We start from the raw sequence: 11,491 nt of genomic DNA, 5'->3' as shown, positions 1-11,491 counted from the left end.
TTTATTCGCCCTCCTGGCTATCAGCTATATTTCGCGGATATTCGATTTTTAACTGCGATGGCATAGACGTAAATATTGGAGAAGTCTCTCCTTCTGCACCGGAAATGCCCTCATAAACCTCCCCTTCAGCCGTTGTAATTTTATATGTGGTGAAAGGCTTGACTGCTCCGCTGGCCGATGATGTTGTGATAAACCCTTCACTGTACCCTTTAGGAAAAGTTACAGGTGGTGTATCTAAACTGGCAGGACCGGTCTGATTAACATTGGCCGCTTTCAGCAAAATATTTCCCGGACATCCCAGTTCAATATTCCCGCCGCTAAGCTTTATATAAGCGCCCCCACAACTTAAAACCAGCTCCTGGCTGGCATTCACCTTTACACTTCCCTGGCCACTGGTGATGGTGATGTCCTGTAGCGCCGAGACATTCATGGCATCCGCCTGCGCCTGAATATCAACCTTCCCTGCCCCGGCATACATTTTCATTCCTGCAGCCTGTGCAAACAAACTTACAGCTTCGCTTGCCGCAACAGTGAATGATTGCCCGGCGCTGATATCTGTGTTTTTACCTGACATGAGGCTAATACTTGCCCCGCCTGAAGCAAGCCGGACAGCCTCAGGACTGAGAATGCCTATTCCAGCGGGAGCACTGGCCAGCAATCCCGGCATTTTTAGATATTTCAGTGAGCTGTTTAGCGTCTTTTGACTGTCGATGTCAGATACTGTCGCCTGTGCCCCTTTCGCAGCAGCCTGGAGGCTTCTTGCCAGCGTGAGTGCCTGCTCCAGTTGTTCTACAGCCCTGTCCATTTCAAGCATTTTACTGCCGACGTCAGGCTGAGCATCTGCAGTAAGCAGAATGCCCTTACCACCACGAACGCTGACCCAGTCGTTAGTGCGCAACTCTGCCCCTTCACCACGAAGAACCCTGGAAGCATTGACGTTGTGCCCTAAATTAAGTTGGGTCTTACCTCCGTATTCTGTACTGAGCTTGACGTGCTCTTCGCCGCGCTTGTCCTCCATCCGCAGTTTGTTCAGGCCAGCTGTGCGGATAACGTTACGCGTGCTGTTGGCTTCAGTGACGTGGTCAACGTGGCGGGAGTCGTGGAGGGCGTGAGCGATGTATGGACGGTCCGGGTCACCTTCATGGAACGCAATGGCGACTTCAGTACCCTGTATCAGCGGAAAGTGAAAACCGTACTTGTCGCCTCCATAAGGTTTGGCAAAGCGTACCGGCATACTTTCCATGCCCTGACGTTTGTCGTCGCGGTCAGCGTCGAATTTCACCCGGTACATACCTGATGCATCCTGCCAGGCGTAGATATCGTTCTCTTTGGCGCTGGTCACTCGTGCCGTCAGGGTGCCGCTGACCACCGGGCGCTTTTTAGCAGCAGGACGCCAGCAGCGGTTCTCGTAGTAAGGCATCGCTACCCATGCCACCTTCAGGGCATTCTTACGGCTGGCAGAGTAGCCAGTGCGGATAATAACAATACCGTTCTCCGTTTCGCGGGGCAGTGTTGGTGGGATAGCCATTTCGGTGATGGTCAGCACCTGCGCCGGCCCCAGGGTGTGGTCGGTGCTGCTGCCGGTTACCGTGGTCTGGGTGGACAGAAAGCGCTCATGCTCCAGGCGCGCCCAGAAGTTACCGGTTTCTGCCGCTGGCGTGATTTTATCGCCACGTTCAAGGTGACGTGGCCGGTAGTGATACACATCACCGTAAGTATTCCCCTCCCCGTCGCCGCGGGTCATGTCAGCCGGTACTGAAGTCAGGATGTTCTGGGCTTCACGGTGGTTATAGTCACTGGCCGTGACAGAACGCTCCACCACGTTCTGTTGAACGTTAACGCCCCACACCGATTCGGCAGCATTATCATTCATTCCTGACGGGCTGCTGAGAGGTAGCGATTTGCCAAACGTCCAGGCGCTCTGCTTGTCAGCAAAGTGCACCACTTCAGTTTGCGTGTCCGGCTGCAGAGTGAAGAAGTAGAAAATCCCAACCTCGGCCAGCAGGCGTTCGATAAACTCCAGGTCACTTTCCTGGTACTGGTTTATCTGTTCCCGTTTTGGGTAAGTTTGTTTAAGCTTGAACTCATACTCCCATCCCTTCAAACCATGCTCGCCAAGAATTTGCTCTACCACTTCCGGCACTGATTTGTTGACGAAGAAACGGTGAGTACGAAACTGATTGCCCAACAGCGCCAGAAACGGCTCCAGCACGATGCAGTACTGCGCTTCATCCGCTGAACCGCCCGTACGCTCGAAATGCGTCACTACTCCGTGAACCACCTTGCGCGCCGTCAGGGAAAGCAGATTACCCGCACCCATGGTCAGCGTCGCTGGCTTGCTCAGCATCTGCCGGGCATCAATGTTCTTGTCGGCACTGGTGAAGTTGATGGTGTACTTGTACAGTGAACTCATCGCTTCTGAGCCGCTGAAACCTTCCACGTCAATATTTGCCGCACACGACGGAATATCCAGTTGGTAACGGTTTAGCGGGGTATAGATTAAACTGCTCAGTGTATCTGTCAGACTCACGCTCTTGACTCCGTGTAATATTTCTACATCCTTAATGACCAGTGACGGAAAGAAAGGCAACGGTATAAGGTTTAAATTATTTTTATTTAGCTACTCCACCGTATAGCCACGTTGTCTCTATGCCTGTTGGTGGGACGTTGTAAATATCTTCCTGATTGATTTTCAGGGGATGACAAAACCGTAAGGTTATTCATCATAAACATATGTATAAGCAAACCGATATATAAGATAGCCTGCAAAAAATTCTGCTATCGAAAACATACCCCAGATGTATCTGGATTCGCTTGAAGATAAGAAAAAAAACCAAATAGTAAATGCAATACCAGAAACACCCAGCCCCATCCCTGCCCCGCGAATTAATCGGGAAAGGATTACCAGAAGAATCACCTTGATTTTCATAAGCCTCCAAAAAAGTATTCGCATACTTTATCAAACTCGGCAGGATTTCTGTCTCCTATTTCACAAGCTGTTTCAAAAGGCTAAACGATATCTTCAACAATAAAATAAAGAAGATCCTGGTCACCCAGACGTTGGAGTTTATTGTGCAAAACAGGATTTCTGTCTTCGAGGTCTCTTGATGTATAAATTGCTCTGGATGTTTCAGCACCAACAGATAACAATAAGCCAGCCAAACTTCCTGCAAAAAAAGCTGATACACCTCTGGATACTATTGCTTTGCCCAGCTTTACCCCCGTTAGTTCAGTAAACGCCATTTTCCCCATGAACGAACCGGAAACATTTTTCACGATAGAAGATATCTTTTCGGCGTGAATGCGTGAAATAAAATCTTCGAGAGAGGTCTTGATGATTTGCTCAATAACCTGATGATTAAATACACCCTTTTTAACTAATCGCGCCAGCCTGAACTTATCATCCAGATTATCTCTGCGATGCTCAGTATCAATGAAATCATACCCCAGATAGGCAAGACTGACTGGAAATGAAATAAACCCTTTTCCTATTGCCCCCCAAAAACCGGACCCATCAATATTAATGGCCTCAAGCATATCTCTGGCAATCTCTTTTGCGCTGTCCATATCACTACCCATCAATTACAGAACCAGAGCGCACATCAAACTCCAGCCCGATACCCTCTTCCTCACTCCAACCCATCGTCAGAGACGTTGGTTTCTGTTTCGCGGCCATGTGAGTCAGCAGTTGTTGACTCAACACAGGCAGAAGTTGTTGATTGAGCAGGCTGTCGACGTTACACGCGCCGGTATCCGGCAGCAGGCAGGCAGCAGTCAGAGCGTCATACAGGCTCTCTTCAATATTCGTGGACAAGCCGTCATGACGATGCAGGCGCTTGCTCACCTGAGCGAGCTTCATTTCCACGATGGTGCGCATGGCAGCCTCATGTAGCGGGCGGTAAATCACCGTCTGGAAACGGGCCAGCAGCGCTGGCTGGAAGTGGTCACGTAAAATCGCAGCAGCTCCTGCAGATCGCCTTCGGTGGCGTCCGGCTGTTCATCCAGCAGTTGCATCAGGTGGTCGCTGCCGGTTTACATCATTCGATGGAAATTAACTCCCGGAATTAATAGCGGGCGCATTCCATTCACCAGCATGTCGACACAATATTTTTGAGCATTTATCTGAAATGAAAAAATTTCGGATAAGACCCAATGGCCGGAGTGTAGGAACGTTCCCCACCCGATCGGAAATCAAAAAATGTAACAAAATGTTTCCCATAGAAATCCTGATAGCCAAAGATAATCTTTCTGATTTATAAGAATTTTCTTGCATACCCCTTTAACCCTTATGAAATAAGGGTGTACAGTAAGTGATCAATTTAATTTAGGGACAATTTTGTATAAAATCTCATCAATCACATGAAATATCTGATTTTGTACTTTTATCAAAAAATGAAAGGCAGAACGTGCCTGCCTGTGTGAAAAATTGGCGACATTTACTGGTCTTCACCATTTTTATTATTTATTTAAATGGGTCTGATTATTTTCATCAGAAAAACAAATATCGCAGGGGATTTTTGCATGCCTCGCCCCAGTACTCGTGATATGTACATCTCAGGTATCGTTCGAGGAGTGGGTACGACCTTGAACAACAACCTGTTCTGTGTAGTTTGAAAAAATTCGGAAGGGTGTCGATCGTTCCGTAAGTTATATGCATAAGGGCGTACCTGTGAAGCTGATTCCCTTAGATCGCGTGGCTACATTCGATAACCATGAAAATGTAACCAGACGACTGAATGCTCTCATTGATGAAAACAGGCATTGCAATCGTTATGAAGATGAGATATTTGCGATTAACTATTTTCAGAAGGGAACGACTCACGTCATTAAACGACCAGAACGGGTGGATAACCCCAATGACATCATCGCTGGCATTATCCTGGAACACCAGGAGCAAGATGTAACAGATGCCGGTTACTAATCCGTCCGATGAATTCTTAGCCCCACCGACACAAGCCAGACGGCAATGGCATACTGAAAACCGACAAAAACAAAAAAACCAGGTCGCATAACGACCTGGGTTTCAAATTTGGCGGAAGCGTAGAGATTCGAACTCTAGAACCCTTTCGGGTCGCCGGTTTTCAAGACCGGTGCCTTCAACCGCTCGGCCACGCTTCCAAAGTGAGGCGCACTATAAACATCTATTAGCGCCTTGTAAAGCAGGAATTTTTCTATTTTTTTCTGCGGGTGCTATCCATGCCCCTTAAAAGCAAAAAGCCCCGCGATATGACTATCGCAGGGCTTTTATGTCTGGCGGAAGCGCAGAGATTCGAACTCTGGAACCCTTTCGGGTCGCCGGTTTTCAAGACCGGTGCCTTCAACCGCTCGGCCACACTTCCTAAGTGAGGCGAACTATAAACACCTCTCCGCATGCTGTAAAGAGTGACCGCATTCGTTCGCTTTAAAAATAGCCAAAATGCGTTTAATCGGTTGAATAGACAACGTATCGGCCATTTTATCAGCACAAAATTCAGCGTTCATGCTCAGTGTTTTTTGATATACATGTCCCTGGTGAAATAGTACCCCAGCTTGTCCGGCGTGAATCCTCCCACCCACGGTTTGACCAGGTGCGTGCGGACATAGTGATAAACCGGAATGGCAGGCACATCGCGCGCCAGCAAATCTTCCGCCTGCTGATAGAACTTACCGCGCTCTGCCGGTGTTTTGGCTTTCGCGGCGTTCACCAGCGCCTGGTCATACTCCGGATTGCTGTACTGGCTGGTGTTTTCGCTGTCACCGGTACGGAAGTTGTTCAGGAAAGTGGCAGCATCGTCGTAATCGGCAATCCAGGCGTAGCGCACTGCGTCAAAGTCGTGGGTATGCATCGTATCGAGCATCGTTTTCCACTCCTGATTTTGCAGCTTCGCCTCCACCCCGAGGTTTTTCTTCCACATAGAGCTGGCGGCAATCGCGATGCGCTGGTGCGATTCAGAGGTGTTATAGAGCAGGTTAAAACGCAGCGGATGGCTGGCGTTAAAGCCGGCTTCGGCCAGCAGCTTTTTCGCTTCTTCGATACGTTTATCCATCGGCCAGTTGGCATAGTCCGGGTTCTGGAGCGTCACACCGCCAATATCTGGCTGGCTGATAAGCCACGCCGGACGCTGCCCCTGCCCTAATACCTTCCCGGCAATGATCTCTTTATCCAGCGCCATGTTCAGCGCCTTACGTACACGCGCGTCGTTGAACGGCGGCCGGGTGGTGTTGAATTCATAGTAATAGGTGGCAAGCTGCGGGGAGACATCCAGCTGGCTACCCAGGGTTTTCTTGAGCTGGGCAAACTGGTTGATCGGCACCGTATAAACAATATCGATTTCACCTGCTTTAAAACGGTTTACATCCGAGGCCTCGGAGGTGATCGGCAGATAGGTCACCTTATTGATAACGGTATGTGCGTTATCCCAGTAGCGCGCGTTACGCTCCGCCACGATGCGCTCGTTAACCACCCACTGCGACAGTTTATACGCTCCGCTGGTGACGATATGCTCCGGTTTGGTCCACTTATCACCAAACCGACCAATCAGCACCTTATCCACCGGCACCAGCGACGGATGGGCCAGCATGGCAAGGAATGCGGCATTAGGTTGAGTCAGCGTGACCTCAAGCGTAGTATCGTTAATGGCTTTTACACCCAGCGTATCCGGTGCTTTTTTCCCCTGAGCGATATCAGCGGCGTTAACAATATGCATGTTGCCCGGATAGCTGGCATACGGCGAGGCGGTTTTGGGGTCTGTCAGACGCTGCCAGCTCCAGACCACATCCTGCGCGGTAATCGCGGTGCCGTCACTCCATGTGATGCCTGGACGCAGATGAAAAGTCCAGACGGTGTTGTCTTTGTTCTCCCATTTTTCTGCCAGCCGTGGCTGTATTTCGCCAGTCGGAGAAACGCTAACCAGCCCTTCGAAGATATCGCTGATAATATTGAATTCGACATCGCTTTCGACTTTATGCGGGTCAAGTGAGGCCGGTTCATTACCGTTGTTTCTGACCAGTTCCTGTTTATCGGCCAGCTGTGTTCCTGCTGGCACGTTAGCCGCCCAGGTCGCCGTGCTGGCGCACAGGATCCCTGCCGTTAACAAAGAGAGTGTAAAGCGCGTGCGTGCTTGTGGTTTCATTTCCTTCGCCTTATTGTCTGTTTTTTGACGATCCGGAAATAACACTTAGCGCTCAACGTGTAATAACGCAATATTTTTCAGTAACCTATAAGAGCTTGATCTGAATAAATGAAGCAAACCGTTGTTCATTCTGCTGAAAAGGTTTTCTGAAGAATAAACAACCAGCTGTAACGCTAACGTCCTGAGTAAAGATGGGTAAAACCACTTTGAGACTGGCGCGCCGTTTCTTATTCTTTCCGCTAATTACATCTGTCATAAGAGAGTGACTCATGGATCGTATAATTACTTCTTCACGCGACCGCACATCGCTACTCAGTACCCACAAGGTGCTGCGCAATACCTATTTCATGCTCAGCCTGACGCTGGCATTCTCGGCGATGACCGCAACCGCCAGCACCGTGCTGATGCTGCCGTCACCGGGTCTGATCCTGACGCTGGTGGGGATGTATGGTCTGATGTTCCTGACCTACAAAACTGCTGATAAACCGGTGGGTATTCTGTCCGCGTTCGCCTTTACGGGTTTCCTGGGCTATATCCTGGGGCCCATCCTCAACGCATATCTGTCCGCCGGTATGGGCGACGTGATTGGCATGGCGCTGGGCGGTACCGCGCTGGTGTTCTTCTGCTGTTCGGCCTACGTGCTGACCACCCGTAAGGATATGTCCTTCCTCGGCGGTATGCTGATGGCAGGTATCGTGGTGGTGCTGGTAGGTATGGTGGCAAACATCTTCCTGCAGCTGCCTGCCCTGCACCTGGCGATCAGCGCCGTGTTTATTCTGATTTCTTCTGGCGCAATCCTGTATGAAACCAGCAACATCATTCACGGCGGTGAGACGAACTATATCCGCGCCACCGTGAGCCTGTATGTATCGCTGTACAACATCTTTGTCAGCCTGTTGAGCATCCTGGGCTTCGCCAGCCGCGATTAATCAACAATGCTGTGAACCAGAGCCCCGCTTATGCGGGGCTTTGTTTTTTGGTACACTGCTGCGGTTTTTGACTGACGCGTGAATGACTATGTTGAGTTTTGAAGGTAAAGAGATTGAAACTGATAACGACGGTTATCTGAAAGAGAGCAGCCAGTGGAGCGAGCCGCTGGCGGAAAAAATCGCCGAAAACGAAGGTATCGCCCTCTCCCCGGAACACTGGGAAGTGGTGCGTTTTGTGCGCGAATTCTATCTCGAATTCAACACCTCCCCGGCGATCCGCATGCTGGTCAAGGCAATGGCCAATAAATTCGGTGAAGAGAAAGGCAACAGCCGTTACCTGTATCGCCTGTTCCCGAAAGGCCCGGCAAAACAGGCCACCAAAATTGCCGGCCTGCCAAAACCGGTGAAATGCATTTAGTAGCGAATACCGAAGTTAACGTATTCCCGGCCGGGTTGATGGGGTTCGGTTAAAACCTTATCAACCCGCGCGCTGCGCGGCCCACCAGCTTTCAGCCATGCAACCAGCTTTTCAACCTGCTCCGCATCACCACAGGCAACGATCTCAACGCTGCCATCATCCCTGTTTCGCGCGTATCCCGTGAGCCCCAGCTGCATAGCTTCACGCTGCGTGCTGTAACGGAATCCGACGCCCTGAACCATGCCGTGTACCCAGGCAATTGTGCAGATTTTTGACATTTTTCTACTCCTTAACGTAGCGTTTTCGGCAAACAGCCATAATGTTGCCGGAAACGGGCAGTAAAACGAGAGCTGGAAAGATAACCACATTGTAATGCGATTTCGCCAATAGGTAACCGGGTTGACTGTAAGTGTGACAGCGCAACGGCCATCCTCACCTCCTCAACAATCTGGCGAAAACTCTGCGACTCTTCGCGTAACCGTCTGCGTAGCGTCGGCACGCTCAATGCCAGGCGGCTGGCAACATCCTGTGCAGTCCAGGCCCTGGCGGGCGACAGCATGATGAACTGCCGCACCTGCTCGGACTGGTGGCTATTACGCGCTATAAGCAACGGCCCTGCGACGCCGTCATGTAGCAATGCCAGCAAAAGGCCGAAAGCCTGATGCTTTTGTAACGCCTCCGGTAAATCCTGACGCACGGCATGCAGCAGGTTACTCCACATAAATGCCAGCCCCTCACTCAGGGGAGCACAGAGGGAATGTAATTCTGTTCGCGGCCAGGATTTCAGGTAATGCGTTTTAAACTCCGCCAGAAGCTCCGGTGACAACATCAATAAGTCAGAACGAAAGAGACCATTCGCGGGTTGATTTATGATCTCCAGCGGCGTATTGGCGGGAATAATGATCAGCGACGCTTTCGTCGCCACCAGGCGGTTATCGTCCTGAACAATCACTTTACTGCCGTGAGTGATATGGCAAATGGCAGGAAGAAAGAGTTTAACCTGGTGCAGGTGATGCATTTTACTGGCGCTCACTTCACCAGCCGTCAAATGTTTATGTTGAAACTGGACTCCCTGCACCATGCCATCCTTATCTGCTGTAGGTAACGGTTAAGCTGGCCTTCGCCAGGACGTGACTGTTAAGCATAAAACCCACCAGCGCGCCGCTGGCATTCCTGTCGACAGGCAATTTATCCACATCCAGCGCCCAGACGGTAAACTGATAACGGTGCGGCTTATCCCCTTTGGGCGGACATGCGCCGCCGAAACCAGAATAACCGAAATCATTACGCCCCTGCACAACCCCGGCCGGTAATGTCTCCCCCTTCGGGTTTCCGGCATCGGCGGGAAGCGTCAGCGTCTGGAGGGGAATATTGACCACCGTCCAGTGCCACCATCCACTTCCGGTAGGGGCATCAGGGTCAAATACCGTGACTGCGAAACTTTTCGTCCCGACAGGCGGATTTTTCCACGCCAGTTGTGGAGAGTGATTCCCACCGTGACACCCAAACCCGTCAAACACCTGCTGTTGCGACAACGGGCGTTCACTGGCCAGATCCTGACTGCTGATGGTGAAAGACGATGCCGCTAAAACATGAAAACTGACCACCGCCAGGGTGGTTACTGCTATCGCAAGGCGCTTTCTCATTTGTGTTTCCCTTTGCTGTACCGGAAACCCTACTGTAAAGCCCACTGCAGCGCAGCACTGTGCCTAAGCGATTTGATTTTGTGCCGAAACGCTCAAAGGCATCCGCAGATGATTGCGACTTGCTGAATGTGCTACTCTACGCGCCATTTCCCTGGAATCGACAGAATAGCAAATTATGAGTGTACGTTTAGTGTTAGCCAAAGGGCGCGAGAAGTCATTATTGCGCCGCCATCCCTGGGTCTTTTCCGGTGCAGTAGCCCGTATGGAAGGCAAAGCCAGCCTCGGAGAGACCATCGATATCGTTGACCATCAGGGGAAATGGTTAGCGCGAGGCGCATATTCGCCAGCATCCCAAATCCGCGCTCGCGTCTGGACCTTTGATAAAGATGAAACGATCGATATTGATTTCTTCGTTCGTCGTTTACAGCAGGCGCAGCAGTGGCGTGATTGGCTGGCAAAGCGTGACGGTCTGGACAGCTACCGTGTGATTGCCGGTGAGTCCGATGGTCTGCCTGGCGTGACGATCGACCGCTTCGGTAACTTCCTGGTACTGCAACTGTTAAGCGCAGGGGCTGAATATCAACGTGCCGCGCTGATCAGCGCGTTGCAATCGGTTTTCCCGGAATGCGCCATTTATGACCGCAGCGATGTGGCAGTGCGCAAAAAAGAGGGCATGGAGCTGACGCAAGGTCCGGTCACTGGTGAACTGCCGCCTGCCCTGTTGCCAATCGAAGAGCACGGTATGAAGCTGCTGGTGGATATCCAGGGCGGCCATAAAACGGGTTACTACCTGGACCAGCGTGACAGCCGCCTGGCCACTCGCCAGTATGTTGCCGACAAACGCGTGCTGAACTGCTTCTCCTATACCGGCGGTTTCGCCGTCTCGGCGCTGATGGGCGGCTGTGCCCAGGTTGTCAGCGTTGATACCTCTCAGGAAGCGCTGGACGTGGCGAAACAAAACGTCGAGCTGAACAAGCTGGATCTGAGCAAAGCCGAGTTTGTTCGCGATGACGTCTTCAAGCTGCTGCGTAAGTATCGCGATCAGGGCGAGAAATTCGACGTCATCGTGATGGATCCACCGAAGTTTGTGGAGAACAAAAGTCAGCTGATGGGTGCCTGCCGCGGCTATAAGGATATCAACATGCTGGCCATCCAGCTGCTGAACCCGGGTGGAGTGCTTCTCACCTTCTCCTGCTCCGGCCTGATGACCACAGATTTATTTCAGAAAATCATCGCTGATGCCGCAATAGATGCTGGTCGTGATGTACAATTTATAGAACAGTTCCGTCAGGCAGCCGATCACCCGGTGATCGCTACCTACCCGGAAGGGCTGTATCTGAAAGGGTTTGCCTGTCGCGTCATGTAACTTGAAAAGAGAAATATTGC

At 51.0% G+C, this 11,491-nt stretch carries 10 protein-coding genes, 2 tRNA genes and 2 pseudogenes; 4 read left to right on the top strand and 10 right to left on the bottom strand.

Annotated features, from left to right (window positions below):
• Position 1 precedes the first annotated feature (1 nt).
• From BH714_RS03880 to BH714_RS03865, 4 genes and pseudogenes are all read right to left on the bottom strand, one after another.
• Positions 2-2,530: a type VI secretion system Vgr family protein gene (locus BH714_RS03880; RefSeq protein ID WP_040017089.1), complete on the bottom strand. Its 2,529-nt coding sequence runs from the start codon at positions 2,528-2,530 to the stop codon at positions 2-4.
• A 186-nt stretch (positions 2,531-2,716) separates the two neighbouring features.
• Entirely contained in the window at positions 2,717-2,929 is a 213-nt protein-coding gene (locus BH714_RS03875; protein ID WP_052445441.1) for a hypothetical protein, read from the bottom strand.
• Positions 2,926-3,567, bottom strand: a pseudogene (locus BH714_RS03870) (hypothetical protein). The gene BH714_RS03875 and the pseudogene BH714_RS03870 overlap by 4 nt, the downstream one beginning before the upstream one ends.
• 4 nt (positions 3,568-3,571) lie before the next feature.
• A pseudogene (locus BH714_RS03865) lies at positions 3,572-4,029 on the bottom strand (type VI secretion system ATPase TssH); the annotation flags it as partial.
• Positions 4,030-4,669: 640 nt separating this feature from the next.
• Here BH714_RS03865 and BH714_RS03860 point away from each other — a divergent pair.
• Positions 4,670-4,921: a DUF4942 domain-containing protein gene (locus BH714_RS03860; protein ID WP_335671953.1), complete on the top strand. Its 252-nt coding sequence runs from the start codon at positions 4,670-4,672 to the stop codon at positions 4,919-4,921.
• A gap of 109 nt (positions 4,922-5,030) precedes the next feature.
• Here the strand turns inward: BH714_RS03860 and BH714_RS03855 are convergent.
• The 3 genes from BH714_RS03855 to BH714_RS03845 all read right to left on the bottom strand — a co-directional run bounded on the left by BH714_RS03855 (position 5,031) and on the right by BH714_RS03845 (position 7,112).
• A tRNA-Ser gene (locus BH714_RS03855) sits at positions 5,031-5,118 on the bottom strand.
• Positions 5,119-5,251: 133 nt separating this feature from the next.
• A tRNA-Ser gene (locus tag BH714_RS03850) sits at positions 5,252-5,339 on the bottom strand.
• 144 nt (positions 5,340-5,483) lie between these two features.
• Positions 5,484-7,112, bottom strand: a complete 1,629-nt coding sequence (locus BH714_RS03845; protein ID WP_040017086.1) for an ABC transporter substrate-binding protein — start codon at positions 7,110-7,112, stop codon at positions 5,484-5,486.
• Between the two features lie 269 nt (positions 7,113-7,381).
• Between BH714_RS03845 and yccA the strand changes: the two genes are divergently transcribed.
• Complete coding sequence (yccA, locus tag BH714_RS03835) at positions 7,382-8,041, top strand: FtsH protease modulator YccA (RefSeq protein ID WP_014169445.1); 660 nt, start codon at positions 7,382-7,384, stop codon at positions 8,039-8,041.
• Positions 8,042-8,129: 88 nt separating this feature from the next.
• The gene (gene tusE, locus BH714_RS03830; protein WP_020884782.1) at positions 8,130-8,459 is read left to right on the top strand and encodes a sulfurtransferase TusE; all 330 of its coding nucleotides are present in this window, start codon (positions 8,130-8,132) and stop codon (positions 8,457-8,459) included.
• On the opposite strand, the gene yccX is transcribed toward tusE, so the two are convergent.
• Genes yccX through BH714_RS03815 form a run of 3 tightly spaced genes read right to left on the bottom strand, consistent with a single transcriptional unit; the run spans position 8,456 to position 10,105 of the window.
• The gene (yccX, locus tag BH714_RS03825) at positions 8,456-8,737 is read right to left on the bottom strand and encodes an acylphosphatase (protein ID WP_040017084.1); all 282 of its coding nucleotides are present in this window, start codon (positions 8,735-8,737) and stop codon (positions 8,456-8,458) included. The genes tusE and yccX overlap by 4 nt on opposite strands.
• 11 nt (positions 8,738-8,748) lie before the next feature.
• On the bottom strand, positions 8,749-9,540 hold the full coding sequence (locus BH714_RS03820) for a helix-turn-helix transcriptional regulator (RefSeq protein ID WP_040017083.1): 792 nt from the start codon (positions 9,538-9,540) through the stop codon (positions 8,749-8,751).
• 7 nt (positions 9,541-9,547) lie between these two features.
• Positions 9,548-10,105 carry a kinase inhibitor gene (locus BH714_RS03815; protein ID WP_040017082.1) on the bottom strand — a complete coding sequence of 186 codons (558 nt, stop codon included), beginning with the start codon at positions 10,103-10,105 and terminating at the stop codon, positions 9,548-9,550.
• A 175-nt stretch (positions 10,106-10,280) separates the two neighbouring features.
• Here BH714_RS03815 and rlmI point away from each other — a divergent pair, with 175 nt between their 5' ends.
• Positions 10,281-11,471 carry a 23S rRNA (cytosine(1962)-C(5))-methyltransferase RlmI gene (gene rlmI, locus BH714_RS03810; RefSeq protein WP_040017081.1) on the top strand — a complete coding sequence of 397 codons (1,191 nt, stop codon included), beginning with the start codon at positions 10,281-10,283 and terminating at the stop codon, positions 11,469-11,471.
• Positions 11,472-11,491: the final 20 nt, after the last annotated feature.

Origin of the sequence: Enterobacter ludwigii (assembly GCF_001750725.1) — a bacterium.
Lineage (GTDB): Bacteria > Pseudomonadota > Gammaproteobacteria > Enterobacterales > Enterobacteriaceae > Enterobacter > Enterobacter ludwigii.
Note: the sequence above shows the minus strand (reverse complement) of the source record. Positions and strands in the feature narration are given on the sequence as shown.

Bases quoted from the DNA above. Each gene is read 5' to 3' on its own strand.
- BH714_RS03875 (WP_052445441.1), bottom strand. From the start codon at position 2,929: ATGAAAATCAAGGTGATTCTTCTGGTAATCCTTTCCCGATTAATTCGC.
- BH714_RS03845 (WP_040017086.1), bottom strand. From the start codon at position 7,112: ATGAAACCACAAGCACGCACGCGCTTTACACTCTCTTTGTTAACGGCA.
- yccA (WP_014169445.1), top strand. From the start codon at position 7,382: ATGGATCGTATAATTACTTCTTCACGCGACCGCACATCGCTACTCAGT.
- tusE (WP_020884782.1), top strand. From the start codon at position 8,130: ATGTTGAGTTTTGAAGGTAAAGAGATTGAAACTGATAACGACGGTTAT.
- yccX (WP_040017084.1), bottom strand. From the start codon at position 8,737: ATGTCAAAAATCTGCACAATTGCCTGGGTACACGGCATGGTTCAGGGC.
- BH714_RS03820 (WP_040017083.1), bottom strand. From the start codon at position 9,540: ATGGTGCAGGGAGTCCAGTTTCAACATAAACATTTGACGGCTGGTGAA.
- BH714_RS03815 (WP_040017082.1), bottom strand. From the start codon at position 10,105: ATGAGAAAGCGCCTTGCGATAGCAGTAACCACCCTGGCGGTGGTCAGT.
- rlmI (WP_040017081.1), top strand. From the start codon at position 10,281: ATGAGTGTACGTTTAGTGTTAGCCAAAGGGCGCGAGAAGTCATTATTG.